Annotated in this window: 27 protein-coding genes and 1 pseudogene; 16 read left to right on the top strand and 12 right to left on the bottom strand. The window is 34.8% G+C overall.

Annotation, left to right across the window (positions count from 1 at the left end; all coding sequences use genetic code 11):
- Window positions 1-17: 17 nt before the first annotated feature.
- From G7A72_RS15630 to G7A72_RS15575, 12 genes and pseudogenes are all read right to left on the bottom strand, one after another.
- Window positions 18-1,280, bottom strand: coding sequence for an alginate export family protein (locus tag G7A72_RS15630; RefSeq protein ID WP_165153286.1), 1,263 nt, complete (start codon window positions 1,278-1,280; stop codon window positions 18-20).
- A gap of 2 nt (window positions 1,281-1,282) precedes the next feature.
- Window positions 1,283-1,963, bottom strand: a complete 681-nt coding sequence (locus G7A72_RS15625) for an SCO family protein (RefSeq protein WP_241258529.1) — start codon at window positions 1,961-1,963, stop codon at window positions 1,283-1,285.
- Between the two features lie 18 nt (window positions 1,964-1,981).
- Window positions 1,982-2,680 (bottom strand): formylglycine-generating enzyme family protein, encoded by a 699-nt coding sequence (locus G7A72_RS15620; RefSeq protein WP_371807572.1) that lies wholly within the window; start codon window positions 2,678-2,680, stop codon window positions 1,982-1,984.
- Between the two features lie 101 nt (window positions 2,681-2,781).
- A pseudogene (locus G7A72_RS15615) lies at window positions 2,782-3,087 on the bottom strand (cytochrome c); the annotation flags it as partial.
- Window positions 3,088-3,211: 124 nt separating this feature from the next.
- Window positions 3,212-4,702: a copper-containing nitrite reductase gene (gene nirK, locus G7A72_RS15610; protein ID WP_165153282.1), complete on the bottom strand. Its 1,491-nt coding sequence runs from the start codon at window positions 4,700-4,702 to the stop codon at window positions 3,212-3,214.
- Window positions 4,703-4,811: 109 nt separating this feature from the next.
- Entirely contained in the window at window positions 4,812-5,048 is a 237-nt protein-coding gene (locus G7A72_RS15605; protein ID WP_165153280.1) for a cytochrome C oxidase subunit IV family protein, read from the bottom strand.
- A 3-nt stretch (window positions 5,049-5,051) separates the two neighbouring features.
- Window positions 5,052-5,633 carry a cytochrome c oxidase subunit 3 gene (locus G7A72_RS15600; RefSeq protein ID WP_165153278.1) on the bottom strand — a complete coding sequence of 194 codons (582 nt, stop codon included), beginning with the start codon at window positions 5,631-5,633 and terminating at the stop codon, window positions 5,052-5,054.
- A gap of 23 nt (window positions 5,634-5,656) precedes the next feature.
- The gene (locus G7A72_RS15595; RefSeq protein WP_165153276.1) at window positions 5,657-6,622 is read right to left on the bottom strand and encodes a DUF438 domain-containing protein; all 966 of its coding nucleotides are present in this window, start codon (window positions 6,620-6,622) and stop codon (window positions 5,657-5,659) included.
- 8 nt (window positions 6,623-6,630) lie between these two features.
- The gene (locus tag G7A72_RS15590; RefSeq protein WP_165153274.1) at window positions 6,631-8,406 is read right to left on the bottom strand and encodes a nitric oxide reductase activation protein NorD; all 1,776 of its coding nucleotides are present in this window, start codon (window positions 8,404-8,406) and stop codon (window positions 6,631-6,633) included.
- 11 nt (window positions 8,407-8,417) lie between these two features.
- Complete coding sequence (locus tag G7A72_RS15585; RefSeq protein WP_165153272.1) at window positions 8,418-9,197, bottom strand: CbbQ/NirQ/NorQ/GpvN family protein; 780 nt, start codon at window positions 9,195-9,197, stop codon at window positions 8,418-8,420.
- A gap of 134 nt (window positions 9,198-9,331) precedes the next feature.
- Window positions 9,332-10,759: a cbb3-type cytochrome c oxidase subunit I gene (locus G7A72_RS15580; RefSeq protein WP_165153270.1), complete on the bottom strand. Its 1,428-nt coding sequence runs from the start codon at window positions 10,757-10,759 to the stop codon at window positions 9,332-9,334.
- A 15-nt stretch (window positions 10,760-10,774) separates the two neighbouring features.
- Window positions 10,775-11,206 carry a cytochrome c gene (locus G7A72_RS15575; RefSeq protein ID WP_165153268.1) on the bottom strand — a complete coding sequence of 144 codons (432 nt, stop codon included), beginning with the start codon at window positions 11,204-11,206 and terminating at the stop codon, window positions 10,775-10,777.
- A 305-nt stretch (window positions 11,207-11,511) separates the two neighbouring features.
- On the opposite strand from G7A72_RS15575, the gene ric reads away from it, so the two are divergent.
- The 16 genes from ric to G7A72_RS15495 all read left to right on the top strand — a co-directional run bounded on the left by ric (window position 11,512) and on the right by G7A72_RS15495 (window position 26,429).
- A complete protein-coding gene (gene ric, locus G7A72_RS15570; RefSeq protein WP_165153266.1) occupies window positions 11,512-12,243 on the top strand; it encodes an iron-sulfur cluster repair di-iron protein in 732 nt (243 codons plus the stop codon).
- 37 nt (window positions 12,244-12,280) lie between these two features.
- Window positions 12,281-14,392 carry a ribonucleoside triphosphate reductase gene (locus G7A72_RS15565; RefSeq protein ID WP_165153264.1) on the top strand — a complete coding sequence of 704 codons (2,112 nt, stop codon included), beginning with the start codon at window positions 12,281-12,283 and terminating at the stop codon, window positions 14,390-14,392.
- 111 nt (window positions 14,393-14,503) lie between these two features.
- Window positions 14,504-14,665 (top strand): anaerobic ribonucleoside-triphosphate reductase, encoded by a 162-nt coding sequence (gene nrdD, locus G7A72_RS15560; protein ID WP_165153262.1) that lies wholly within the window; start codon window positions 14,504-14,506, stop codon window positions 14,663-14,665.
- Window positions 14,649-15,338: an anaerobic ribonucleoside-triphosphate reductase activating protein gene (locus G7A72_RS15555; RefSeq protein ID WP_165153260.1), complete on the top strand. Its 690-nt coding sequence runs from the start codon at window positions 14,649-14,651 to the stop codon at window positions 15,336-15,338. Before nrdD ends, G7A72_RS15555 begins: the two co-directional genes overlap by 17 nt.
- Before the next feature lie 119 nt (window positions 15,339-15,457).
- Window positions 15,458-15,922, top strand: coding sequence for a hemerythrin domain-containing protein (locus G7A72_RS15550; RefSeq protein WP_165153258.1), 465 nt, complete (start codon window positions 15,458-15,460; stop codon window positions 15,920-15,922).
- A 64-nt stretch (window positions 15,923-15,986) separates the two neighbouring features.
- Window positions 15,987-16,421, top strand: a complete 435-nt coding sequence (locus tag G7A72_RS15545) for an Rrf2 family transcriptional regulator (protein ID WP_086455120.1) — start codon at window positions 15,987-15,989, stop codon at window positions 16,419-16,421.
- Between the two features lie 135 nt (window positions 16,422-16,556).
- Window positions 16,557-17,267: an endonuclease/exonuclease/phosphatase family protein gene (locus G7A72_RS15540; protein WP_165153256.1), complete on the top strand. Its 711-nt coding sequence runs from the start codon at window positions 16,557-16,559 to the stop codon at window positions 17,265-17,267.
- Window positions 17,268-17,473: 206 nt separating this feature from the next.
- Window positions 17,474-18,733 carry a pyridoxal-dependent decarboxylase gene (locus G7A72_RS15535; RefSeq protein WP_165153254.1) on the top strand — a complete coding sequence of 420 codons (1,260 nt, stop codon included), beginning with the start codon at window positions 17,474-17,476 and terminating at the stop codon, window positions 18,731-18,733.
- A gap of 73 nt (window positions 18,734-18,806) precedes the next feature.
- Complete coding sequence (gene nadA / locus G7A72_RS15530) at window positions 18,807-19,736, top strand: quinolinate synthase NadA (protein ID WP_165153252.1); 930 nt, start codon at window positions 18,807-18,809, stop codon at window positions 19,734-19,736.
- Entirely contained in the window at window positions 19,736-21,256 is a 1,521-nt protein-coding gene (gene nadB / locus G7A72_RS15525) for an L-aspartate oxidase (RefSeq protein ID WP_165153250.1), read from the top strand. The genes nadA and nadB overlap by 1 nt, the downstream gene beginning before the upstream one ends.
- A 298-nt stretch (window positions 21,257-21,554) precedes the next feature.
- Entirely contained in the window at window positions 21,555-22,166 is a 612-nt protein-coding gene (locus tag G7A72_RS15520; protein ID WP_165153248.1) for a TetR/AcrR family transcriptional regulator, read from the top strand.
- 3 nt (window positions 22,167-22,169) lie between these two features.
- Window positions 22,170-23,420: a TolC family protein gene (locus G7A72_RS15515; RefSeq protein ID WP_165153246.1), complete on the top strand. Its 1,251-nt coding sequence runs from the start codon at window positions 22,170-22,172 to the stop codon at window positions 23,418-23,420.
- Between the two features lie 25 nt (window positions 23,421-23,445).
- Window positions 23,446-24,333: an HlyD family secretion protein gene (locus tag G7A72_RS15510; RefSeq protein ID WP_165153244.1), complete on the top strand. Its 888-nt coding sequence runs from the start codon at window positions 23,446-23,448 to the stop codon at window positions 24,331-24,333.
- Between the two features lie 3 nt (window positions 24,334-24,336).
- Window positions 24,337-24,705 carry a cupin domain-containing protein gene (locus G7A72_RS15505; protein ID WP_241258528.1) on the top strand — a complete coding sequence of 123 codons (369 nt, stop codon included), beginning with the start codon at window positions 24,337-24,339 and terminating at the stop codon, window positions 24,703-24,705.
- Window positions 24,705-25,601, top strand: a complete 897-nt coding sequence (locus tag G7A72_RS15500) for an ABC transporter ATP-binding protein (protein WP_206531510.1) — start codon at window positions 24,705-24,707, stop codon at window positions 25,599-25,601. The genes G7A72_RS15505 and G7A72_RS15500 overlap by 1 nt, the downstream gene beginning before the upstream one ends.
- A gap of 93 nt (window positions 25,602-25,694) precedes the next feature.
- A complete protein-coding gene (locus tag G7A72_RS15495; protein WP_165153242.1) occupies window positions 25,695-26,429 on the top strand; it encodes an ABC transporter ATP-binding protein in 735 nt (244 codons plus the stop codon).
- The last annotated feature ends 19 nt before the right edge of the window (window positions 26,430-26,448 follow it).

The following is a 26,448-nucleotide window of genomic DNA, read 5'->3' as shown; positions in this document are numbered from 1 at the left end:
TAATAAACGACCTCTGTTTATTTTAAACTAAACAATCTAGGACTAAATGAAACCATTACCCATGCCCAATTGTTAGTATCAGCAGCATTAGTGACATTTTTTAATCTTTCTAAAGTTCCAGAACCAAACATTTGAGAGTATCCAGCGGTAGCTACAATATCTTTCTGAATGGTATAATTTACCGTGAAATCAAACTCTGTTCCTAAATAACTATCCATTTCATTATTGGATGCATCCAAAATAGTATTTGGCGCATTAAAAATATGTGGCATCAATGTAAACTGCCATTTATTAGATGTATAATTTAACTTTAAATAAGCATCCTGCAATCCCACGTTATTTTGATGATTTCCAACATAGAAATAATCCATAAAACCATTAAAACCATGGTTAGTTCCAAAAATTGGGTTAAACGATTTTATATCGGAACTGCTGTCATTTTGGTTTTTACCCGAAAGATATTCATATCCTAATCCCACTTTAAATGTATTGGTAACTGAATAACCAACGAACGCTCCTGCATACCAGGCGTTCACCTTTTTATCGGCGCTTTTCCCAGTTTGTCCGTAAGCCCCAAAATTAGTATCCCATTTTTTTTCCTTAAAAGAAAGATACGTGCCAAAAGTTTGTTTGTAATCTGTTTCTAAATTTCCAATGGATTTTTCAAATTCATATCCAGTGTTTAACAGCAGTAAACTTAAATTTAATTTGCTAAACTGAGTATGATACCATGCATATTGCAAGTTTTTGTAGTTCGTCGTGTAGGCGGTTTTTGGCTCCAATACATTTTCTGCATTAGCATTCAACGCAAATCCTAAATCTAATTGTTGATTCTTAGGATGAAACGTTATCACCGCCGCATCATGACTTTGTGCTTGCTGCGCCCAATCAATTTCTCCAAAAATACGCTGATTGTCATGCGAAATCACTTGGCGACCTAATCGCGTACTCCATTTGGCATCAAAATCATACTGCGCCCAAGCTTCAAATAAAGCAATTCCGTTTTTATCTGCTGTAGCTGTTGTCGCCACATCACCCCAAGTACGAATGTTCTGAAAAGTCAATTTGGCTTTTAATTTTTCTTGCTTGTAATTAAAATTTAATCGGGAACGTTGCGAAACAAATGAAGTTGCCTTATCATCATTTGAGATGAGGCTTTTAAAACCGTTTCGGTATTCATAACGAGGTCTGAGTTGCAAATTAGCATCCAACTCTTGGGCATAAGTCCCAATGCTTACCATTCCTAAAAATGACAAACCAATTAATTTAAGTAGTTTCATGTTTAATTTATTTTTTGAGCTTCCTCAGTAATCTTTTGAATAGTTTGGTCTGAATTGACACCTAAACCTTCCTGTTGATAGGCTAATTCCCCGTCAGTATTAAATACACTTATGATATTGGAATGGGAGAATTCCACTGGCGCTATTTTTTTATAATTCACAGCCAAAACTGCGGCAAATTCTCTTGTATTTTCTTCTGTTGAGCGCAAGAAAACCCATTGTGGACCATCCATTTTATTTTCAATGGCAAATGCTTTCAAACGTTTGGGCGTATCTACAGCAGGATCGATACTCACTAAAACCAATGTCACATTATCCTTAATTTTATTGGGCAATCTTTGTTCGATATTACGCATATCTGCCACTAATCTTGGACAAGCAGACTTACAAGAAGTGTAAATCATTACCATAACAAGCACTTTTCCTTTCAAATCTTTCATTTCTAGATTTTCACCTTCTTCATTCGTCCATTTTGAAGGAAGATTATAAATGGATAAATCCGAAATAGGTTTGTCTATTGTTTCTGCTTTTGATTTATTAACACAAGATTGAAGTGATAAAAGAACTAAAAGGAATCCTAAAAAGACTGTTTTACAGTTGTTTTTTTTAGTTTTTATCTTTGAAAAATTCGCTTGTTCTGATAAGCTGGAGTTGTGACTATTTGATTTCATTTCTATTGTCATTTGGGTTGATTTTGAGCGCTACATTTTATCTTTCGCACATCGAAAACCGAGGTTTTTAGTAGTAAATCGTGCCTTAAGACTTCCTCGAAAAGCATAACGCATAAAAGCGGCATAATTCATTAAATCTGTTGCATTTACAGAACCGCTTCCGCAAAATAGATTCCGGTCCGTATCCTTGTCTTTTCTGGATTCCCCGGAAAGAAAAACACTATTAAAATCGGCTGTCCATTCCCAAACTAATCCATGCATATCATAAACACCCCAATAATTTCTGAAGGTATGACCTACTGGATTCGCATAGGTTTTTGGTTTTTCATACCAAGACAAGATGTAATTATTAAAACTTTCTTTAGAACGTGCATCAATTCGTTTCTCATCGGCCATGGCGACATATTCCCATTCGTCCATGGTGGGTAATCGTTTTCCTTGGCACTCACAATATTTTTTGGCTGTAAACCAAGAAATATTAGTTACCGGAGCAGTACTTAAATTGGCAGTGCCATAATTAAAATCACTTTCCCATTGCGATAAGTAACTTTTATCAGCGAAAATACCTTTCATTCTAGAGCGACTGTTTTCTGGATATTTCTTCAAGAATTCTAAAAACTGGGCATTGGTCACCGGATAAATGTCAAGACTAAAAGCGTCAACTTGTACTGGTTTTTTACTTGTAGCTCCATAAAGGGGAACAAAAGTCCCCCTTTCAATAGAAGCCATTTTAACAACTTGAGACCATAACGATGCAGTAATAAGAAACAAAAATATGGGCAAAAATCTTTTCATATTATACATGACTATTTTCTTTTAAGTTGTACGAATTATTTTCTTTGGGCTTTTACCATTGCTGGTGTAACCTTGGTTTTATTATTTCCCCAACTAGCGTAAACATACGTCATTGCATCTGCTATCTGTTGATCACTTAATGCTTGTGCGGGCATAGCGCCACTGTATTTCTTACCATTTACGGTAATCGGTCCAGCTAATCCTTTTACGACTCCTTTTATAGCGCGATTCACATCTTTATTTAGGTAATCTGATTTGGCTAAAGGAGGGAAAGCACCCGGAATTCCTTGCCCGGCAGCTTGGTGACAAGCGATACATGTTTTTGCATAAATTGCTTTTCCTTTTTCAGCGCTTTGACTGTATCCTTGTAAAGCCAATCCCATCATTCCGATACATAAAATATACTTTTTCATTTTATTATAATTAATGTTAAATACTTATTTCAATTTGAATTAATTCCCATTTTTATTCATGAATATCTTTTACTTTTGGAACCACTTTTCCTCTCAACGTTTTTACCATTGCCGGAGTTACAACCGTTTTATTATTTCCCCAACTATCATAGACATAAGTCAACACACTGGCAACTTCATCGTCAGTCAAATTTTGACTGGTCATGACGTTATTGAATTTTTTACCATTTACTGTAACTTCTCCACTTAATCCGTGTAAAACCGCATTTATTGCTCTTTCAGGATTAGCGTTTAAGAAATCTGATTTGGCTAATGGAGGGAATGCGTTAGGAATTCCTTGCCCTTCAGATTGGTGACAGGCTAGACAGGTTCTGCCGTAGAGTTCTTTTCCTGCTTTTACATGTTCAGCTACCGTTTTCACTGCAACGCTTTTAGTTGCGCCTTTCACCTTAGGCATATTTTGAATAGTACCACCTTCTGGTAAATAAATTCCTTCTTGGGTAGTTCCGGAATAGACGTTTTTATTATCCTCACCTTCTACTTTTAGCATTCCTAAGGCTCCTTTATTGAAAGCTCTAAAAATGGAGTGATCTACCAGAATAAATGTACCGGGAACTTCTACTTTAAATTCAACTATTGCAGCGCCACCGGCAGGTATCAAAGTTGTTTGAACATTTGTGTTGATCATATCACCACCTTCGATGTGAACTTTATCGAATATTTCACCAATTGCGTGAAACGAAGACACTAAGTTTGGTCCACCGTTACCCATATAAATACGTACTGTTTCTCCTTTTTTGGCTATTAACGATTTATCTCCTGTTAGCGCTCCTACTTTTCCATTAAACACTACGTAATCAGGTTGCTCTTTGATGGCTTTATTCATATCAAATGGCTGAGAACCTTGTTCTCCATAATTTCCTTTTGTATAAAAATCCCCTTGCATGATGTAGTATTCTTTGTCAACTGGAGGCAAACCACCTTCAGGTTCCACTAAAATCAAACCATACATACCGTTTGCAATGTGCATCCCAACAGGAGCTGTAGCACAATGATATACATACAAGCCTGGATTCAATGTTTTGAAATTGAATACTTTTTCATGTCCCGGTGCCACTAATGAAGAAGTGGCTCCTCCACCAGGTCCTGTTACCGCATGTAAATCTATATTGTGCGGCATTTTATTATCTGGGTGATTTTTCAAATGAAATTCTACCTCATCACCAACTCTTGTTCTTATAAAACTTCCAGGAACTGATCCTCCGAAGGTCCAATAGGTATATTTAACACCATCTACCATTTCGCCCTCTTGCTCTTTTATTTCCATATTTACCACTAATTTTGTGGCTGCACGATCGCCCACTGGTTTTGGAACAAAAGGAGGTGCAGTCAGCTCTGCTGTTTTTTGACCTTCTACCTTAATACTCTCATAATATTTTGCGTCTTTTTCCTCATTTTTAGAACAAGAGAACAGACCAAGGGCTACAAAACAAGCAATGGCCACTACCCTGCTCTGTTTGTTGAAATTTAGTGTAATTTCCATAATAATTTAGGTGTTAAATTAATCGTGATTTATAGTGTAAAAATAAAAGATACTTATGTCCTTTATTATGACATTTGTCATGTTTTTAACTTTTATTTAAGACTTGTTTCTACAAAATTATACCTAAAACAATCAGTGCTAAAACCGTAATCACACTCACTTTCCAAAAAGAATTTGCTTTTTTAAGTTCCATGAATTCGAAAGAAACTAAGAGAAATTTCAATCCGGATAATCCCATAATTAAAACAATTGCAAGTCCGGAAACGGACATTGTATTCGAAATAAAAGCCGTTGAAGCCGTCAATACAATTAATAAACCATAAGTAATAAAAAGTGTCTTTTTCATTTTCTAAAAAATTAAGTATAATACGGGAAACAGCAATAACCAAATCAAATCACACATGTGCCAGAAAGAAGCACAAGCTTCAACATCATCAATACCCGTATCTGAATTTTTTTTCATCATTCCATAATTGGTCCAAATTAAAATGATCATTCCCATAATAACATGAATCAGATGAAATCCGGTTAACATCCAATAAAAAGTAAAAAACATATTGGTATCTAATGTAATCCCCGAATCTATTTTATGATAATATTCAACTCCTTTTAATAGTAAAAATAATGAACCGCCTATCATAGTCAACTTAAAATACTGAGATGATTTATAACGGTTATTACTCTTAAATTCCATAACCGCATTGGCCATAAAAAAACCACTTGTCAATAGAAAAATAGTGTTTATTGCTCCAAAAGTGCTGTTGAGTTGCATCCGTGACTGATGAAACAATTCAGGTTGCTCCTTTCCATAATATACAAATGCAACAAGTGCCATCCCGAAAGTAAGAAGTTCCAGAAAAATAATAATCCACATCAAAATACCTCCTGGAGGATAGTAGATGTTTTTGTAATCGATTTTATTTGTGTTCATTTTAATATGTTTCTTTAAATAATTTATTCCCAGTCCAATAATCGTTTTTCACCTTCTATTTTCTTGATATCGGTAATATCCTGAGACATTTCAATGACACCTTTGTAGTTCTTATCAGCATCTCTGACTGCAAAATAGCGGATGTAAATCAGACGTTCTTTATAATTAATCCAGAAAGAAGATTCATTTTGTGTTCCTTTTCTAAATTCATCTAAGATTTTAAGCACAGTCCCCACACTTTTTGGTGGATGACAAAACTTGACTTCACGACCAATAATACCGGCACTTCTGGGAAAAACACGTTCTTCTCCCCGATTATAGAAAATCACTTTGTCGTTTTCATCCACATAAGTCAAATCTAACGGCAGGGTTTTAAAAAGTAAATTCACCTGCTCCACCGTCATATATCCTTCATCGTAATGTGACGTATTTTCGAGAGAAAAAGACATTTCTCTTTTCGTAAAATCTTCACTTGGGTGAATGTATTCTTGTTTTGGATAAGGAGCAGGAGCTTGTGACAGCATCCAGCCTATTTCTTCCTCGCCTTTGCGCATTTCAATCCAGTCGGCTTCAGTAAGGAGTTCTAAGGCATTTGGAAACAAAACCGCTTCTTCCATCTGCATTAATCTTTCAATTCCATTGACTAGGAAAGGAGTATTGATATTAATTTTCTCTGGATTATTCATTTTAAGATAATATTGAATTAAACGGAATTGCTCTCTTAAATTATCATGAAAGGACCACATTCCTTGCGAGGGACCGTTCCATCCTTTTTTTTCTAAAAATGGAAAAAGCTGATTTTCTTTTCGTGCAAAGCGTTTTTCAATAGTGTGAAGCTGATTGAATATATTAGTATATTTCTGTAAATCATCCTCAGCATTTACAGCTGATAATTCTTCTATTAGAGTTTTAATTAAGTCTTTTTCCAGCAAGTAAATCTGCACTGGATGTCCTTCGGGAAGTGTTGTGGTATTGGAAATATCGTTCATTATAGTATTTATTTTTGATGTTTAATTTTTTCGTACAGTTGCACCAAAGAACGCAATAGCTCGACTGGTGTTGTTAGAATTTGATAATGATTTTGCCCAAACATTTGCGGCAGATAATATTTTGCCTGGGCTTCAATGGCCAAAGCATAGGAATTAATATTCCTGTTATTGAGTTCACGAAGTGCTTGTTTCACATCATTGATGCCGTACTTTCCTTCGTATTTATCGTAATCATTGGGTTTTCCGTCAGAAATCAGGATAACCCATTTGTTTTTAGTGTTTCTTTTATCCAGTCTTGCGCCGGCATGTCTCAAAGCAGCACCAATTCTGGTATAGCCATTCGGTTCTATAGCTCCAATTTTATGTTTGGCGATGTTCCAGTTTTCATCAAAATCCTTTACCGTTAAATAGGTCGAAAAATTTCGCGTTTTCGAGTAAAAACTGTCAATGGAAAAATCGATATTGAACTCGTTTAAGATTTCTCCAAAAAGAATAGAAACCTCTTTCTCCACATCAATCACACGATTTCCAGCGGCATATCCATCACTAGAAAGGCTGATATCCAAAAGGATTAAAATCGATAAATCCTTCTCTTTTTTCCGATTAGAAATGTATATGTTTTCTGACGGTGTTCGTTTAGAATGAACATCGATATACAAATCCGTAATGGCGTCAATATCGAATTCGTCTCCTTGTGTCTGGCGTTTTTGCTGTTGCATTCTGTTGTTGACATTGGTCAGCATTTTACGCAAACCCAACAAGGTCGAAGCATTTTTTGTAATGGTCTTTTTATAGTAATTAGGATCCGTTTTCTGTTGTGATTTCGGATACACTTTACAAAAATTTTCTTTGTAAATACGCTTACTAAAATCCCATTCGTTGTACGTAAGATGGAATCCTTTGGCATCAATTTCGGCACTTTCGGAGATGGAAGTGTTCTCAATAAAATCAGATTGATAAACGGAATGTGCCGTATCATCTACCCGAACGGTATATTTCATATTCAATTCTTCTAAAGCTTCGTGGTGTTCTTCGAGTTCATCAGAACCGTCAAAATCGCGCCAAGTTCCATTGAATTCTTCGGCAGTTTCCGCTTTTTCAAAATTGTGAAGCAAGACATAATCTTCTTGTTGTTTTTTATCTAATTCAACAGTGATCACTTCCTCTACTGCTTTTGATTTTAATGTAGTAAGTGGTTTACTGTCATTTCCTGCTTTAGTTTTATCAGAGAAATTTTCGAGTACGGAATCAGCTTTTAATTCTTTTTCATTTTGCATCCATTTTCCGTACAACCACGAGAAATCAGCCTCTGTTTTCTCATTTCCTTTTTGAAAATAATGCAGTTTTGTTTCGGTATGAAATTTTTTATCGATAGAAAATTCTTCAAATAAAATTTCTAGAATTTTTTCCGATGTTTCAAATGCTTTTTGTTGTGAAAGTGCCAAAGGCTGATCTTTTTCTTCCAAAGTCCAATTCAAATTCAGTCGCTGTTGTACACTCAAGTATAACGTTCTGAAAAGGTAAAAAGTAAGATTGTCTTCCTTAGATGGTAATACCGCAAAGTAAATGGGAAGGAAAAAATTATTGTTTTTATATCCTCCTTCTCTTTCGGCAGGGAAAATTTCGATTGGTTTACCCGTCAAAGCACGAGCCAAAATAGTCAATCGCGGTTTTATATCATTAAGCGTTACAGTTCTTGCAATAATTTCGGGATGTATTCTTTTACTTTTTTTTAAGTGTCTAAATAACTTCCCAACTATATATTCATCTATTTCGAAACCCATTTTTTTCTGATTTAAATCATCAAATCACACAAATCTTTCAATGCTTCTACCGTTTGTAAATCATCGGTTAACGGTTCTACAATAGCCACATGAACCGACAATCGTTTTGGAAGACCTGAATGAATAATTTTGGCGGCATCCACTAAAAGTCGGGTCGAAACGGTTTCTGTCAACCCCAATTCGGTTAGATTTCTGATTTTGTTTCCAATGGCTACCAGTTTTTTGGCTACATCATGATCAACATTCGTTTCTTTTACCAAAATTTCAGTTTCAATTTTCGTTTCCGGATATTCAAAAGAAACGGCAATAAATCGCTGACGGGTTGATGGTTTTAGTTCTTTAAAACCTCTTTGATAACCGGGATTAAAGGAAGCAACCAACATAAAATCGTCATGCGCTTTCACGGTTTCACCTAATTTGTCAATGAATAATTCTCTTCTGTGATCCGTCAGGGAGTGAATGGCTACAATAACATCCGGTCGCGCTTCGGCGATTTCATCCAAATAAATAATCGCTCCTTCTTTTACGGCAGTGGTTAATGGTCCATCCAACCAAACTGTTTCGGCACCTTTTATGATAAATCGGCCAATTAAATCTGTTGAAGAAGTTTCCTCGTGACAACTAATAGTGATGATTTTTTTATCCAATTGATGTGCCATGTATTCCACAAAACGGGATTTACCGGTTCCGGTTGGTCCTTTCAACAGGAAAGGTATTTTGTTTTTATAGGCATGTTCAAAGACCTCTTTTTCTTTGCCTACGGCGTGATAATAGGGTGTATTTACTAACATTTTTTTTTATTTTATAAAAAAAAACCAGAACACAATAACTATTGTTTTTTCGGAAATGCAATTCTAAAAAACGGTTGTTAAAGCATTCTGGAAATTTTATTTAAGTATTTCGTTACACGAAAAAGGTTTCAGTTTTAAATCACTGTTTTCCCTTTTTTCTCACTTGTTCCTGTTAGATTTTCAATTATATGACCATCAATTTTATACCCATCTACTCTAAGTCCTTGATTGTCTATTTCAAGAGCTTCATCTGTAGGTCTGCCGTACTTGATAAAATCAAAAATAAATAAACCAATTCCTATGGTAAACATCGTAGCACAAATAAGAAGCACTACAAAGTGAATACTGATTTCGCTTTGAACAACCATAAAATCCATTTTCATTTTTCGTTCCATATACACTTGTGCAACTCCGGCAACACCAAAGGCTACTGTCATTCCCAAGATTCCAATATTAGACAGCCAGAAAGCCATCATACCTTGTGCACTTTCATAACGTTTACGTCCCGTCAAATTGGGTAAAGCATAACTAATCATTGCTAGAACTATCATTGCATAAGCACCCCAGAACGCATAATGAGCATGCATTGCTGTTACTAAAGTTCCATGAGTATACAAGTTTGTTTGTGGTAAAGTATGAGCAAAACCAAGCAATCCTGCACCAACAAAAGAAACAATTGCGGAACCAATAGTCCAAAATAAAGCAATTTTGTTCGGATGACTTTTTTTTCCTTTTCTGTACATGTTTACAGCAAATAATGCCATCGCTAAGAAAGCCAAAGGTTCCAAGGCAGAGAAAATTCCACCAACGATTAACCAAATTTTATTTACTCCAATATAATAGTAGTGATGTCCTGTTCCTAAAACTCCGGAAAGAAAGGTTAGACCAACAATTACATACAACCATTTTTCAATAACTTCTCTATCCACTCCAGTTAACTTGATCAATAAGAACGAAAGGATACCTCCCATAATTAATTCCCAAACACCTTCAACCCACAAGTGAACCACCCACCAACGGAAAAATGAATCCATTACCTGGCTGTCAAACCAAATCATTCCGGGTATATAAAGCAGGGCTGCAAAAAATAATCCCATTGACAGTACTAAAGCCGTTGTAGTTTGGCGTTTTCCTTTGTAAAGCGTACCCAAAATTATAAATAAGAACAACAGTACATTTATGACTACTAAATAATCCAACTCTCTCGGAATTTCAAGAAATTTTCTTCCTTCCCAATGGTTGAAGTGAAAACCAATTATGGTAACAACACCAACAATAGCTAAGGATATCAGTTGAACGTAAGCCCATTTCACGCTTATCAACTCACGTTGCGCTTCTTCGGGAATAATGTAATATGCCGCACCCATAAAACCGGTTAACAACCATACTACTAACAAGTTAGTATGCACCGCTCGTGCTACGTTAAAAGGAATAATTTCATGTAATCCTTGAATTCCTATTCGGTCAAAGCCCATGATAAAACCGTAGACAATTTGCAGCGAGAACAAAAGCATACACAATGCAAAAAACCAGTAGGCTACTTTCTGTGATTTATATTTCATTTTTTTTTATTTTAATTATTTTTCTTTAGCTAAAGGGGAAACGATTCGATCGAAACCATTCAAATCTAATTTTCCAATCCATTCGAAATAGGCTACCATTGCATTGGCATCAGCTTCACTCATTTTATAAGCCACCATTTTTCGCCCGTTTGGTGCCCAAGGAATTGGCGACATCAAGACTGCTTTGATATAACCTTCGCCACGGCGATCCAAAACTTTTGTCAGCTCCGGAGCATAATAACCTCCCTCACCCATAATACTGTGGCAACCCATGCAATTATTGGTTTCCCAAATTTCTTTTCCTCTCACTACTTCTTTAGTAATTTTACTGTAGTTTGTTTGATCATTGCTAGGCATGAACGAATAAATAGTCAATCCTATAAAGATTAAAAAGGTGACCACCGTTCCTCCTAAAAAAAATGCTCTTGCTTGTGATTTTGAAAGCATAAGTATCCGTTTTTGTTAGTTAATAAATGAACTGAATTTAAATAAAAGATAAAAAGGTCTTTTATTTGTTTGTTGCAAATTAATGACTTTAAAAAAAGCTAAAACATGATAAAAATCATCTTTTGATTATTTTTTCAATTTTTAAATTAATATCCGTTAAAAATGATTTTTAAAAAACACATACCCCTTATAATAAACACTTTATAGATAAAATTAAATAAAAAAATTAATTACGGATAAATTTGTCTTTTATTAAAAATAATGATTATTTTTGTATAAATAAATTTTAATAGAAAACAGATCTTATGGAAACTTTAGAGAAAATAACAATCGGAGAATACGTTGCGAAAGATTTTAGAACAGCAGCTGTATTTTCAAAATACAAAATTGATTTTTGTTGCAAAGGAAATCGAACAATTGAAGAAGCTTGCGAAAAAAAAGACATTGACTCGGATCAATTAATGGAACAAATAAATACCGTTTTGGCAACTAAAAATGACAGTGCGATCGATTTTAAAACTTGGCCTTTGGACTTATTGGCTGATTACATTGAGAAAACGCATCACCGTTATGTAGAAGAAAAAACGCAAGTTATACTTCCGTTTTTAGACAAACTGTGCAAAGTACATGGTGCAAATCATCCTGAATTATTCGAAATCAATGAACTGTTTATTGGTTGTGCCGGTGAATTAGCGCAACATATGAAAAAAGAAGAGCTGATGTTATTCCCTTTTATCAAAAAAATGGCAAAGGCATCGCTTACCGAGGAACCAATTGTGAAACCACAATTTGGAACTGTAAAAAATCCAATTGCCATGATGATGGAAGAGCATGAAGCCGAAGGAGATCGTTTTGTTAAAATCGTAACATTAACCAATAATTATACTCCGCCGGCAGATGGTTGCAGTACGTTCCGCGTGACTTATGCGATGCTAGCTGATTTTGAGCAAGATCTACACAAACACATTCATTTGGAAAACAACATTTTATTTCCAAGTGCTATGCTTTTAGAAAAAAAATTCTCCGAACAAGAATAAAACACTTCAATAACCTAACCTTAAATCATCCAATGCTATGGAAAAATATGTTATCAAAAGAAACGGCGAATACAAACCTTTTGAGAGTTTTAAAATAAAAGACGCGATTGAAAAAAGCTTTCAGAGTGTCTCCATAGCATTTGATGAAATTCTTTTTGAAAAAATTATTCAGGATTTACAATCCAAAGAAACCTGGGCCGTTGAGGAAATTCAGGATTTAATCGAGAAAAACCTTTTTGAAAAACAATATTTCGAAGTCATGCGTTCCTTTATGTTGTTCAGACATACGCGCAAATTACAACGCGAACATGTGAATGGTTTAAACGAAGACACCACTTACGTTGACAGCACGCAAACTATCGAAGAATATATCGAACAAACGGATTGGCGCATCAATGCCAATGCCAATACCTCCTATTCTAATGCGGGATTGGTCAACAATGTTGCCGGAAAAATTATTGCTAATTATTGGCTCGACAAAGTATATACAAAAGAAGAAGGTTATGCGCATCGCAGTGGCGATATTCATATTCATGATTTAGATTGTTTGACTGGATATTGTGCCGGTTGGAGTCTGCGGGTGTTACTTAACGATGGTTTTAATGGCGTTCGCGGACGCGTGGAAAGCAAAGCGCCTTCGCATTTTAGGGAAGCTTTGGGACAAATGGCTAATTTTCTTGGGATTTTGCAAAGCGAATGGGCCGGAGCGCAAGCCTTTAGTTCTTTTGACACCTATCTTGCTCCTTATGTTTTCAAAGATGATTTGTCTTTTGAAGATGTTTTGAAAGCCGTCCGTAGTTTTGTTTATAATTTGAATGTTCCTGCGCGTTGGGGACAATCGCCTTTCACGAACATCACTTTGGATTGGGTGGTTCCCGATGATTTAAAAACCCAAATTCCTACGAAAAATGACTATCATTTTTTCGAAAATAATTTTGAATATGACCTCTTATTACGAGCAAGAGAAAGAGGCGTTACGAAGTTAACCGAATTGCGTTACGAGCATTTTCAAAAGGAAATGAACCTCATCAACAAAGCGTATTACACCGTAATGACCGAAGGCGATGCGAATGGACAGCCCTTCACCTTCCCTATTCCCACGGTAAATATCACCGAAGAATTTGATTGGGATGGAGAAAATACCGATTTGCTTTTTGAAAATACAGCGAAAATTGGTTCTTCTTATTTCCAGAATTTCATTGGAAGCCAATATATTTTGGATGAAAATGGCAATAAAACAGAAAACGAAAACGCGTATAAACCCAATGCCGTTCGCAGTATGTGTTGTCGTTTACAACTCGATTTAAGAGAATTGTTAAAACGTGGAAACGGACTTTTTGGAAGTGCAGAAATGACAGGAAGTATTGGCGTAGTGACCATTAATATGGCGCGTTTGGGTTATTTATTCAAAGGAAATAAAGCAGAATTATTCAAACAATTAGATCGTTTATTATATATTTCTAAATCTACTTTGGAGAAAAAAAGAGTGTTTATCCAAGAAATGTACGACCGTGGTTTATATCCGTACACGAAACGGTATTTACAGCATTTCAGAAATCACTTTTCGACCATTGGTGTAAACGGAATGAACGAAATGATTGCGAATTTTACTGGAAATCAAGATGCCATAACTTCATCGTCAGGAATCGAATTTGCATCAGAAATCTTGGAGCATATTCGGAACCGAATGAAAGAATTCCAGGAAGAAACCGGGAATTTATACAATCTGGAAGCCACACCGGCCGAAGGTACCACCTATCGTTTTGCTAAGGAAGACAAAAAACGTTTCCCAAACATTTTACAAGCCGGACAGGGCGACAATATTTATTACACGAACAGTTCCCAGATTCCGGTGGATCACACCGAAGACCCTTTTGAAGCGTTGTTTTTACAAGACGAATTGCAATGTAAATATACCGGAGGAACGGTTTTACACTTGTATATGAGTGAAAAAATCAGTTCGCCAGAAGCTTGCAAACAGTTTGTAAAGAAAGTAATATCCAATTTTAAATTACCTTACATCACCGTCACGCCAGTGTTTAGTGTATGTCCGGTTCATGGTTATTTGAATGGCGAACACGAATATTGTCCAAAATGCGATGAAATTCTAATTGAAGAAAAAAGTTCAAGATTTAAAGTTGAGTTATAAAACTTTAAAACCATTAAGAAATTAAGTTCCGTTAAGCCAAATCACACTTAATTTTATTAATTTCTTAATGGTTCAAAAAAATAATTTTAATTTTTTAAACCATAAAAAAATATGAAAACCACCAACCCGATTTTAGAAGAAAACCAACATTTGAGAACCAAATGTTTAGTGTACACGAGAGTAATGGGTTATCACAGACCCGTAGAAAGTTTCAATATTGGAAAAAAAGGAGAACACAAACAGCGAACTCATTTCAGTGAAGGAAAATGTTAATACTCCCATTTACAGCATAACGCCCTTTACTTTATTAGATTATGCGCATAAATCAGCTTGCATTCTTTGGTTTGCAGGCTGTAATATGCGCTGTTTGTATTGTTATAATCCTGAAATCGTAATGGGAAAAGGAACAATTTCATTCGAAAAAGCACTAACTTTTCTTCATTCCAGAAAAAATTTGTTGGACGCGGTGGTTTTTAGCGGAGGGGAATGCTTGCTACATAAAAATAGTATTCAACTTATAACCGAAGTCAAAAAAATGGGCTTTTTGGTAAAAATTGACACCAATGGTTCACGACCTGAGGTTTTGCAACAATTACATAAAAATCAATTGATCGATTATGTTGCGCTGGATTTTAAAGCCATGCCTATTCATTTTGAAAAGATAACACAGTCCAATCTTTTTTTGCCTTTTGAAAAATCGTTGCGTTTGTTAGTAGAAAGTGGGCTCCCGTTTGAAGTCCGCACCACGGTACATTCGGATTTGATTGATACGAATCACATGAAAGCCATGATACAGTATTTAGAACAACATAACTATCAGGGAAATTACTATATCCAGCATTTTGTAAATGGAGCGACTACGTTAGAAAAATTGGGCTATTCTGTTAAGGAATTGGAAAAGGAAAATCTTTCTACCGCACGTATTAAAGTACATTTTAGAGGTTGATTCTAAAGTAGCATTGCTGACAAAAGCGTATCTTTAAAAACAAATAAAATTTTACATCAAGTAAGCACCGCACTTTGGGTGCTACACATCAGTTAATTCGGATTTTATATTAACATCTTATGATATCAAATAAACCATTAAAAAGAGCTCCGGAACTGCAACCATTAAGTCACGATCATCATCATGGCTTGCAACTGTGTTGGAAAATACGAACAGGTTTTTCGAAGCAAATTGAACCAAACCGCATCAAAAAATATACAGATTGGTTTTTTAAAACGCATTTAAAACCTCATTTCGAACTGGAAGAAAAACACGTATTTCCCATTTTAGGTGCAGAAAATGAACTTGTAAAAAAAGCTTTGGCGGAACATCGTCGTTTGAAACGCTTATTCAAACAAACTACCGATTTAGAAAAGTCTTTAGGACTCATTGAAGAAGAATTAGATGCGCACATTCGTTTTGAGGAACGCATTTTATTTGTTGAAATCCAAAAAATAGCCACCCAAGACCAATTGGCTAAAATAAAAGAAATTCATACCGAAGAATCTTTTACAGAGAAGGACGATGATCCTTTTTGGATTTAAAAAAATAGCCAACACAAAGAATAAAGGATAGCACTTATTTCTATAAATTTGTAAAAAAAAAATTATGTTTTCTAAAACCTGTGAATACGGAATCCGAGCCACCATTTTTATAGCATCAGAATCCTATCAAAATAATAGAGTTGGGCTTAGAGATATTGCAAAAAAAATAGATTCTCCCGAGGCTTTTACTGCCAAAATTTTACAAATACTATCGAGAGATAATATCATCCATTCTATTAAAGGCGTAGGTGGCGGATTTGAAATCCCGAAAGAAACCATGAGCCAAATAAAACTATCCCAAATAGTAACGGCACTAGATGGAGATCGGGTTTTTACCGGTTGCGGTCTGGGATTAAGTCACTGCTCCGAAGATCATCCTTGTCCGGTTCACGATAAATTCAAGTCTATCAGAAATGAATTGGCGTTCATGCTCGAAAACACCAATCTAGAAGAATTAGCCATGGGAATAAAATCTGGCGATACTTTCTTGAGGTATTAATCAAAAGTAATCTTATTATTTACAAAACTGTTTTGTGACATAATAGCTAAGATTTTGGATGGATTCTAGCCCCTTTATGTGTACTTATACAAGTTACCTAGAACTGTATCGGACAAAATTACAACAACAAACAGAATGAAAATAATAACTTGGAATTGTAATATGGCTTTCCGTAAAAAAGCGGAATTTATTCTGAAAGAGCAGCCAGATATTTTAATTGTACCTGAATGCGAACATCCTGACAAATTGATTTTCAAAAATGATATAGCTAAGCCGACAGACCTATTTTGGTTCGGACAAAACCCAAACAAAGGGCTTGGAATATTTTCATATTCAGACTTTAAGATTGAACTTCTAAGTATTCACAATCCTGAATTTAAATATGTTTTACCATTATCCGTAAGCAACGATGAAATCGAGTTTACAATTTTTGCAATATGGGCTCAAAAACCTAAAAATCACGATTGCTATACAGAACAAATTTGGAACGCAGTTCATTTTTATAGTGACTTGTTAAATAATGAGAATGTAATTCTTGCAGGTGATTTTAACAGCAGTTCAATTTGGGACAAACCAAACAGAATTTACAACCATTCTAACCTTGTTGAACTTTTGAAAAATAAGAATATATATAGCACCTACCATAGTTTCTATAATCAGGAACAAGGAAAAGAAACTGCTTCAACTCTATTTATGCATAGAAAAATTGATAGACCATATCACATTGACTTTTGCTTTGCATCGAATAATCTAATTAACAAAATTACAAGTGTACAAATCGGAGAATATGAAAATTGGACTAAATATAGCGACCACAAACCTGTAACTGTAATATTTGAAATATGACGACAGAAATCGCAAGCTGCACAAAGTTTCCCTTCTAATTAAATAATTTTCTAGTCAAGGCTGCAAATATCTCTGACTTTGCGCAATTTCCTGAACCAGAACTATCAAAATTACGCTTATAAAATTTCTATTTTTTAAAACGAAAACCTAACATTTATCATATTTTCTGATTTTTTTAGCATGTAGCTTTGGTAAAAATAGTAATCATGCAATTCTGGAAAAAAATCACCCCCACAGAAAGGCAAATTCGCATTCAAAAAGCATTAGGCGAGAATGTGAATTTCTCTCACGATGCTTCTTTGGGGTATCCTGCATCCAAGTTAGATGGAAAAGTATTCAATGAAGATGCTCAATTTCTAAAAGATGCGCCCATTTTACAAACCTATGTTGCTAATCCCAATCATATTGGTTGCCATACTTTTGGCACTTCTGAAAAAGCTTTCAGAGGAACACAGGAAATAGAACGGGAGGTTTTAAATGTGCTCGCCGTTGATGTTTTTAAAGCTGAACCGAATTCCTTTGACGGTTATATTGCCCCTGGTGGCACCGAGGCAAATATTCAGGCCATTTGGATGTATCGCAACTATTTCATGAACAAACTGAATACGAGTCTGTCCGAAATTGCTATAATAGCTTCAGAAGATACGCATTATTCCATTCCGAAAGCAGCCAATGTTTTGATGCTGGATTGGTTAAAAATCCCTGTTGATTTCGAAACCCGCACTATTGATATATTCGCGCTAGAAAATAGCATTATCAATGCTAAAAAACGAGGAAAAAAGTATTTTATAGTAGTTGCTAATATGGGAACGACGATGTTTGGCGCGATTGACAACCCGAATGATTATATTGAAATTCTAGAAAAACACGACTTAAAATACAAATTACACATTGATGCCGCTTATGGTGGTTTTGTATATCCGTTTAGCAATAAAGCCTCCGAAATCAATTTTGAAAACCCAAAAATCAGTTCCATCACCATCGATGCACACAAAATGCTTCAGGCTCCTTATGGAACGGGAGTTTTTATTTGTCGAAAAGGATTAATCGAAAATGTTTTGACAAAAGAAGCCGAATATGTCGAAGGAATGGATTTGACGCTCTGCGGAAGCCGTTCCGGTGCAAATGCCGTAGCGGTTTGGATGATATTATTTACGTATGGCCCTTTTGGATGGTGTGAAAAAATTCGCATTTTACAAATGAGAACAGAGTGGTTGTGTGAACAATTAGATGCTTTACATGTGAAGTATTTCAGAGAACCTTTCATGAATATTGCAACCATTCAAGCCAAATATATTACGCCAGAATTGGTGAAAAAATTCGATTTGGTTCCCCAAAAACACGACGGAAACAATCAATGGTACAAAATTGTAATTATGGATCATGTCGAAATAGACCATTTGATGACTTTTATAACAGACTTAAAAACTACACTTCAACAAAAAAACGAAATTGTTCCAGTGTGATGCACTATAAAATCTGCTTCTAGAATTTGAAGTGGGAATGCATAACAAATGATGTTTTTTTTAAACTTAACTAATGAAAAATCTTAAAGAGCGCATACTGGAATTGAAAAAAGAGAAAAATGCGGTTATTTTAGCCCATTATTATCAAGAAGCCGATATTCAGGATATTGCGGATTATGTGGGTGACAGTTTGGGATTATCACAAGAAGCCATGAAAGTGGATGCCGATATCATCCTTTTTGCAGGCGTACATTTTATGGCCGAAACTGCCAAAATATTGAACCCGACAAAGAAAGTAATTCTGCCCGATTTGAAAGCAGGTTGCTCACTGGCGGAATCGTGTCCAACGGATTTATTCAAAAAATTTATTGATGAACATCCCGATCACATTGTCATCACATACGTAAATTGTTCCGCCGAAATTAAAGCGTTGAGCAATATTGTCTGTACCTCCTCAAATGCTTTAAAAATAGTGGAATCCATTCCCAAAGAAACGCCCATTATTTTTGCACCGGATAAAAATTTAGGAAAATACATTATCAGCAAAACAGGAAGAGACATGTTGCTTTGGGATGGTTCCTGTGTGGTTCATGAAGCTTTTTCGCTAGATAAATTAATCGAAGTCCATAAACAATATCCTGATGCAACCATAATAGCACACCCAGAATCAGAAACACATATTTTGCAAACGGCAAGCTATATTGGTTCAACAGCCGGGATGATTGACTATGTAAAAACAAATCCGAACAATCAATTTATTGTGGCTACCGAAGCGGGAATTTTACATAAAATGCAACAGGAAGTTCCGCATAAAATATTGATTCCGGCTCCTGCAAAAGAGGATAATACCTGTGCTTGCAGCGAATGTGGCTACATGAAAATGAATACGTTACAAAAAGTTTATGATTGCTTGCTTACTGAAAGCCCGGAAATTGATGTTCCTGAAAATATTAGAAAAAAAGCCTTAATTCCCATTGAACGAATGCTTGAAATGTCCAAATAATGATTACTACAAATTACTTAATCATTGGTTCTGGCGTGGCAGGATTGACTTTTGCCATAAAAATCGCAGAACGTTTTCCTGATAGAAAAATCACGATAATTACCAAGTCTAACGAAGATGAATCCAATACAAAATATGCGCAAGGTGGGATTGCCATTGTCACTGACAAAACCGAGGATTCCTATCAAAAACACATTGACGACACCCTCATTTGCGGAGACGGTTTGTGTGATGTTGATGTCGTCAAAATGGTCGTCACCGAAGGTCCAAAACGACTAAAAGAGCTGATTTCGTGGGGTGCCAAATTTGATAAAACGGTCAAAGGAAATTTTGATTTAGGCAAAGAAGGCGGCCATTCGCGCAACAGGGTGGTACATCATAAAGACCAAACGGGTTATGAAATTGAACGTGCCATTTTAGAGCAAGTGCATCAAAAAGAAAACATAACCGTTCTGAACCATTATTTTGCACTTGATTTGATAACCCACAATAATCACTGTTTTGGCGCTTATGCCTTGCATGAAAAAACAAACGAAATTATCCCATTCCAATCTGATTTCACGGTGCTGGCCACTGGTGGAATAGGTCATCTTTACGGTCATACGACCAATCCGGTTATAGCAACTGGAGATGGTATCGCCATGGCTTTTCGTGCAAATGCATCCATCAAAGACATGGAATTCATTCAATTTCATCCTACCGCTTTATATGATGCTTCAGCAGGATCTAAATTTTTAATTTCGGAGGCAGTTCGAGGTTTTGGAGCGTATTTGCGTACCCAAAAAGGACTTCGGTTTATGATGAATTATGATGAAAGGGGCGAATTAGCATCCAGAGATATCGTTTCGCAAAGCATTGATTTGGAACTAAAAAAATCAGGAGACGATTGCGTTTATTTAGATTGTACCCATTTGGATTTAGATGCTTTTATCAAGCACTTCCCCATGATTTATGAGCGTTGCAAAAGCATAGGAACTGATATAGCAAAAGACTGGATTCCCGTGGTTCCCGCACAACATTATTTGTGTGGCGGAATTACAGTTGATAAAAACGGAAAAACAACTATAGAAAATTTATTTGCCTGTGGTGAATGTTCCCATACAGGATTACATGGCGCCAATAGATTAGCCTCTAATTCCTTGTTAGAAGCGCTCGTATATTCAGAGAAAATTTATGATTATTTGGCGAATATTTCTATTGAAAAAAGCCAATTTAATGGGATTATCTCGAATTGGGAATCCGATGAAAAACCTAAAGTCAGTTCGAATTATTTGGCTAAAATGAAAGCCAAATTACAGCTTTCAATGCGTCAGAATGCAGGAATCATGCGAAATGAATTGGATTTACCGAAAGCCAAAAAACAGCTTTTACTTTGGAAAAATGAAATGGAAGAAGTTAGTAAAACACATCAAATTAATGTTGCGCTTTTCGAATTACTGAACATGATTACAATTGGGAATTTAATTGTGCAGCACTCCATTGAACGAAAAGATAACCGTGGTGGTTTTATGAAAGTCTAGTATTTATGCAAATCAAAAGCTGATTTTTGCCACCTGAAACTAAACCTTGCTAGAAAAATCAGTTGCATGCATTCAACGTGCCGCAAGCCCATCTAATCTATCGATCTTTTTTGTAAATAGTAGGCTTGCTATTATTTTTTTGAAACTGAACACTATTCGTATTAAATGCCTTACGGCATAAATAAAGTCTTTATCCTCTTAATTATTTTTATTTGTTATAATATACTTAAATGATATTTTAATGAATACTTTTTTATAAATTTGTTAACCAAACGGTTAAACTATATAATTAAACAATATGGATAAGATAAAAACTGAAAATACAGAAACTGAGATATTGATTGCAGCAAAAGAAATTTTTCAGCAAAAAGGCATGGCGGGAGCTAGAATGCAAGAGATTGCAGATAAAGCCAAAATCAATAAAGCCTTACTGCATTATTATTTTAGGAGCAAACAACTTTTATTTGAGGCAGTTTTCAAAAGCGCTTTTTCGTTATTAGCACCTCAATTAAATAAAGTATTGAATGATGACAGTGATTTATTTGAAAAAATAAAAAGATTTACTGAAAGTTATGTTTCGTTTGTAATTAAACATCCTTATTTGCCAAATTTTGTAATTCAAGAATTAAATAAAAATCCAGAGTTTGTACTAAAACTTCGATCAGAAAAAAATTTTCCTTCTATTAGTAAATTCAAACTTCAGGTTAGTGATGCCATCCAACAAGGAATTATTAAACCAATAGAAGCGGAACAATTATTTATCAATATAATGTGTTTAAATATATTTCCATTTATAGGAGAACCACTTTTAATGGCTCTCGTTAATGTGGACAAAGACAACTACAATAAAATATTAGAAAATCGAAAAACTGAAGTGGCAGAGTTTATTATCAATTCTATAAAAATCTAAGTTATGAAAAGTAAGTTAGTCCTATTATTACTATTTCTATTGTCCGTAAGTTCGAATGCACAGGAAACTCTGACATTGGAAGATTTTTATACATTAGCTGCTAAAAATTATCCTTTATCAAAACAAACGGGATTGCTACAACAAAAATCAAGTTATGAAATTGAGGCACTAAGTAAAGGAAAATTACCAAAAATTGACGCAAATGCTCAAGCAACTTATCAATCCGCAGTAATAGGATTCCCTTCAACTTTACCTGGTGTTGAACCTCTAAATAAAGACCAATACAGAGCAACTTTAGATGTAAATCAATTAATCTATAATGGAGGGACAATCGATGCAAATGCTAGATTAAAAGAAGCACAGACCAAAACACAACAACAACAAATTGAGGTCAGTTTATATCATTTAAAAAGTAAAATCAATCAATACTATTTCTCGATTTTATTGCTTCAAGAAAAAAGCAACTTATTATTGTCTAAAAATGAGTTGCTTCAATCTAAAGTTAAAGAAGTAAAATCAGCGGTAAAATTTGGCGCTATTCTTCCCGCATCCGAACAGGTTTTGGAGGCTGAAATCATTAAAATCAATCAGCAATTAACGGAAATTAAATTTGAAAAAATAAAATTACTGAATAACCTTTCTGAATTAACTTTTTCAAAAATTGACTCCGAAACAGTTTTATTACAACCCGATTTTAATTCTATAAATACAACAAGAACAAGACCGGAAATTGCTTTTTATGATTTGCAAAAACAACAATTAGAATTTTCTAAAAATGTAATTTCCAAATCTAATCTTCCTAAAATAAATGCTTTTGGTCAAGCCGGTTACGGAAATCCAGGACTGAATATGTTAGATAATTCATTTCAGCCTTTCTATGTGGTAGGCTTAAAAGCCAATTGGAATGTTTTTGACTGGGGTAAAAACAAAACAGATCTAAAGGCATTGGATATTTCAAAAGAAATAGTGACATCAGAAAAAGAAACATTTGAACTGAACAACAAAATGCAATTAGAAGAGCTCGATTATGAAGTTAAAAAAATGGAACAACTCCTACTTTCAGATAGCGAAATAATTAAAATACGTGAAAAAATCATTAAATCCTCTGATGCTCAAATGAAAAATGGTGTGATAACTTCATCAGAATATCTTACAGAATTATCTAATCTGTTTGAAGCAAAAAATATTTTAAAAACACATGAAGTTCAATTGTCGTTAGCCAAATCGAGTTACGAAATAATCAAAGGAAAATAAAAAAGAATCAGAAAAAATTTTTAAAATGAAAAAAATAATTATCATAATTCTAGCCACAATAGGATTAATTTCCTGTAACAAAAATAGCGATAAAGCCGATGGTTACGGGAATTTTGAAGCAACAGAAATAACTGTTTCCTCCGAAGCGAACGGGAAAATTGAGTTCCTGAAATTAGAAGAAGGAGATGTTTTGAAATCTCAATCACAAGTAGGATTAGTTGATACTTTGCAATTACATTTTGCAAAACAACAATTAATCGCATCTAAAAGTACTGTTTCGTCTAAATCCGCAAATGTAGTCTCGCAGAAAAGGGTTTTGCAGGAGCAATTAAAAACCACCAATTTAGAGAAAAATAGAATCCGTAATATGTATGCAGAAAATGCTGCAACCAAACGCCAAGTGGATGAAATTGATGGAAAAGTAAAAGTCATCGAAGAGCAAATAAAAAGCGTTGGAACTCAAAATGCACCAATTTTAAATGACTTAAAATCTATTGATGTTCAAATCGAAAAAATCAACGACCAAATAGCCAAAAGCAAAATTATTAATCCTATCAATGGAACGGTGTTAACTAAATATTCAGAGCCAGGCGAAATAACCGCATTTGGAAAACCGATATACAAAATTGCCGATATTTCAGAAATGACTTTGCGAATCTATGTAGGTGAAAACCAGTTATCAAAAATAAAAGTAGGACAAAATGTAACCGTAAAAATAGATGCTGAAAAAGATATGAAATCATATCAAGGAATTATTTCATGGATTGCATCTTCGGCAGAGTTTACTCCCAAAATTATCCAAACCAAAGAAGAACGGGTAAATCTGGTTTATGCCGTGAAAGTAAAAGTCAAAAACGATGGCAGTTTAAAAATTGGGATGCCTGCCGAAATGTGGATAAATTTAAAAATCTAAAAAATGAAAATAATTATCGTAATGGCATCCATGTTTATTTTAATTGGATGCAAAACAACTCAAAACAACTCAATATCAACAACTATGAATTTAAAAAATCTGCACACCGAAAATAAAGCCGTTCAAACTAATGTACTTTTTCAACCTACCGATGGAAAAGTAATTTCACTACAAATTGCCAAAAACAAGCAATTAGCAGAACACATTACTAAAGTTCCTGCTTTATTAGTGTGCGTTTCTGGTAATGCAACGTACAATGATGAAAACGGAACTACTATTAAATTACAATCGGGTGATTATTTCAACATTCCTGCAAATGTAAAACACTGGGTTGACGCTCACGAAGAAAGTAATTTCTTATTGATAAAATAATGAGCATTTCAGTCAACAACATATCAAAATCTTACAACAAGTTAAAAGCTGTCGAAAACATTACTTTTGATGTAAAAGAAGGAGAACTGTTTGGTTTAATTGGACCAGATGGTGCCGGAAAAACAACTATTTTCAGAATTCTGACGACACTTTTAGTCGCTAATGAAGGCAGCGCAGAAGTAGCTGGTTTTGATGTAATCAAAGGACTCAAAGAAATTAGAAATTCTGTGGGATATATGCCCGGGAAATTTTCGTTGTATCAGGATTTAACCGTGGAAGAAAATTTAGATTTTTTCGCAACTATTTTCGGAACCACTATTGAAGAAAATTACGATTTAATCAAAGACATCTACGTTCAAATAGAACCTTTCAAAACGAGAAGAGCAGGAGCGCTTTCTGGCGGAATGAAACAAAAATTAGCATTGTGTTGTGCTTTAATTCATGCTCCAAAAGTATTGTTTCTGGACGAGCCAACCACCGGAGTTGATCCCGTTTCACGGAAAGAATTTTGGATTATGCTCAAACGATTGCAAAAAAAAGGCATTACCATTTTAGTTTCTACACCTTATATGGATGAAGCTTCACTTTGTGACAGAATTGCGTTGATACAAAAAGGCAAGATTTTAAAAATTGATTCGCCAGAAAATATTATCAATAATTATGAAAAAATAATTTATGATGTACAGGCAAAAAACACGCATGGATTGATTCACGATTTAAAGAATTATCCCAATCAATACAGTGTTTATGCGTTTGGCGAATTCATTCATTACATTCATAAAAATGCAGATTTTAATCTAAATGATTTACACGATTATTTAAAAAATAAAAATCACACCGACATAGTGATAAAACCCGCAATAATAACAATTGAAGATGTTTTCATGGACTTATGATTTGAACCATTAAGAAATTAAGAAAATTAAGATCAAAAACTTAATGAACCTTAATTTCTTTATGGTAAAAAAATAACTAATGTTTTAAAATAAATGAAACAAGAAAAAATTATAACCGTACAAAACTTAACCAAAAAATTTGGCAATTTCACGGCGGTCAAAGGTATTTCATTTGATGTGTATAAAGGGGAGATTTTTGGATTTTTGGGAGCCAATGGAGCAGGAAAAACAACAGCAATGAAAATGTTGATTGGAATTTCAAATCCCACTTCCGGAGAAGCCAACGTGGCTGGTTTTGATGTCCATACTCAAGCCGAAATGGTTAAAAAAAGTATCGGATATATGAGCCAGAAATTCTCTATGTACGATGATTTAACCATCAAGGAAAATATTACTTTTTTTGGCGGAATTTATGGTTTATCAAGAACTCAAATCAAACAAAAAATAGCGCAATTAGTCGAAGAATTACAGCTTCAGGATGTGGTTAATAATCTGGTTGGTTCGTTACCATTGGGTTGGAAACAAAAATTATCGTTTTCGGTAGCCTTGTTGCACGAACCAAAAATTGTTTTTCTGGACGAGCCCACAGGTGGTGTTGATCCTATTACCAGAAGACAATTTTGGGAAATGATTTACACCCAAGCCTACAAAGGAACTACCATTTTTGTAACCACACATTACATGGACGAAGCCGAATATTGCGACCGGGTTTCAATTATGGTAGATGGTGCCATTGAGGCGCTTGATTCGCCAAAAAATTTGAAAGAACAATTCAAAGTAAATTCCATGAATGATGTGTTTTTAAAATTAGCGCGGAATATTGAATAAAAAGATCTACACCATTAAC

Source organism: Flavobacterium sp. Sr18 (assembly GCF_011064265.1).
GTDB classification, from domain to species: Bacteria; Bacteroidota; Bacteroidia; order Flavobacteriales; family Flavobacteriaceae; genus Flavobacterium; species Flavobacterium petrolei.
The sequence above is the reverse complement of the archived record's forward strand: the minus strand, read 5'-3'. Positions and strand labels throughout refer to the sequence as shown.

What these genes read in the sequence shown, in the direction of transcription:
- nrdD (WP_165153262.1), top strand. Translation starts at nt 14,504, where the DNA reads ATGAAAACCACCAACCCGATTTTAGAAGAAAACCAACATTTGAGAACC.
- G7A72_RS15510 (WP_165153244.1), top strand. Translation starts at nt 23,446, where the DNA reads ATGAAAAAAATAATTATCATAATTCTAGCCACAATAGGATTAATTTCC.
- G7A72_RS15540 (WP_165153256.1), top strand. Translation starts at nt 16,557, where the DNA reads ATGAAAATAATAACTTGGAATTGTAATATGGCTTTCCGTAAAAAAGCG.
- G7A72_RS15520 (WP_165153248.1), top strand. Translation starts at nt 21,555, where the DNA reads ATGGATAAGATAAAAACTGAAAATACAGAAACTGAGATATTGATTGCA.
- G7A72_RS15605 (WP_165153280.1), bottom strand. Translation starts at nt 5,048, where the DNA reads ATGAAAAAGACACTTTTTATTACTTATGGTTTATTAATTGTATTGACG.
- G7A72_RS15630 (WP_165153286.1), bottom strand. Translation starts at nt 1,280, where the DNA reads ATGAAACTACTTAAATTAATTGGTTTGTCATTTTTAGGAATGGTAAGC.
- G7A72_RS15495 (WP_165153242.1), top strand. Translation starts at nt 25,695, where the DNA reads ATGAAACAAGAAAAAATTATAACCGTACAAAACTTAACCAAAAAATTT.
- G7A72_RS15595 (WP_165153276.1), bottom strand. Translation starts at nt 6,622, where the DNA reads ATGAACGATATTTCCAATACCACAACACTTCCCGAAGGACATCCAGTG.
- G7A72_RS15625 (WP_241258529.1), bottom strand. Translation starts at nt 1,963, where the DNA reads ATGACAATAGAAATGAAATCAAATAGTCACAACTCCAGCTTATCAGAA.
- ric (WP_165153266.1), top strand. Translation starts at nt 11,512, where the DNA reads ATGGAAACTTTAGAGAAAATAACAATCGGAGAATACGTTGCGAAAGAT.
- G7A72_RS15585 (WP_165153272.1), bottom strand. Translation starts at nt 9,197, where the DNA reads ATGTTAGTAAATACACCCTATTATCACGCCGTAGGCAAAGAAAAAGAG.
- G7A72_RS15590 (WP_165153274.1), bottom strand. Translation starts at nt 8,406, where the DNA reads ATGGGTTTCGAAATAGATGAATATATAGTTGGGAAGTTATTTAGACAC.
- G7A72_RS15545 (WP_086455120.1), top strand. Translation starts at nt 15,987, where the DNA reads ATGTTTTCTAAAACCTGTGAATACGGAATCCGAGCCACCATTTTTATA.
- G7A72_RS15535 (WP_165153254.1), top strand. Translation starts at nt 17,474, where the DNA reads ATGCAATTCTGGAAAAAAATCACCCCCACAGAAAGGCAAATTCGCATT.
- G7A72_RS15550 (WP_165153258.1), top strand. Translation starts at nt 15,458, where the DNA reads ATGATATCAAATAAACCATTAAAAAGAGCTCCGGAACTGCAACCATTA.
- G7A72_RS15575 (WP_165153268.1), bottom strand. Translation starts at nt 11,206, where the DNA reads ATGCTTTCAAAATCACAAGCAAGAGCATTTTTTTTAGGAGGAACGGTG.
- G7A72_RS15505 (WP_241258528.1), top strand. Translation starts at nt 24,337, where the DNA reads ATGAAAATAATTATCGTAATGGCATCCATGTTTATTTTAATTGGATGC.
- G7A72_RS15515 (WP_165153246.1), top strand. Translation starts at nt 22,170, where the DNA reads ATGAAAAGTAAGTTAGTCCTATTATTACTATTTCTATTGTCCGTAAGT.
- nadB (WP_165153250.1), top strand. Translation starts at nt 19,736, where the DNA reads ATGATTACTACAAATTACTTAATCATTGGTTCTGGCGTGGCAGGATTG.
- nirK (WP_165153282.1), bottom strand. Translation starts at nt 4,702, where the DNA reads ATGGAAATTACACTAAATTTCAACAAACAGAGCAGGGTAGTGGCCATT.
- G7A72_RS15500 (WP_206531510.1), top strand. Translation starts at nt 24,705, where the DNA reads ATGAGCATTTCAGTCAACAACATATCAAAATCTTACAACAAGTTAAAA.
- G7A72_RS15580 (WP_165153270.1), bottom strand. Translation starts at nt 10,759, where the DNA reads ATGAAATATAAATCACAGAAAGTAGCCTACTGGTTTTTTGCATTGTGT.
- nadA (WP_165153252.1), top strand. Translation starts at nt 18,807, where the DNA reads ATGAAAAATCTTAAAGAGCGCATACTGGAATTGAAAAAAGAGAAAAAT.
- G7A72_RS15565 (WP_165153264.1), top strand. Translation starts at nt 12,281, where the DNA reads ATGGAAAAATATGTTATCAAAAGAAACGGCGAATACAAACCTTTTGAG.
- G7A72_RS15620 (WP_371807572.1), bottom strand. Translation starts at nt 2,680, where the DNA reads ATGGCTTCTATTGAAAGGGGGACTTTTGTTCCCCTTTATGGAGCTACA.
- G7A72_RS15600 (WP_165153278.1), bottom strand. Translation starts at nt 5,633, where the DNA reads ATGAACACAAATAAAATCGATTACAAAAACATCTACTATCCTCCAGGA.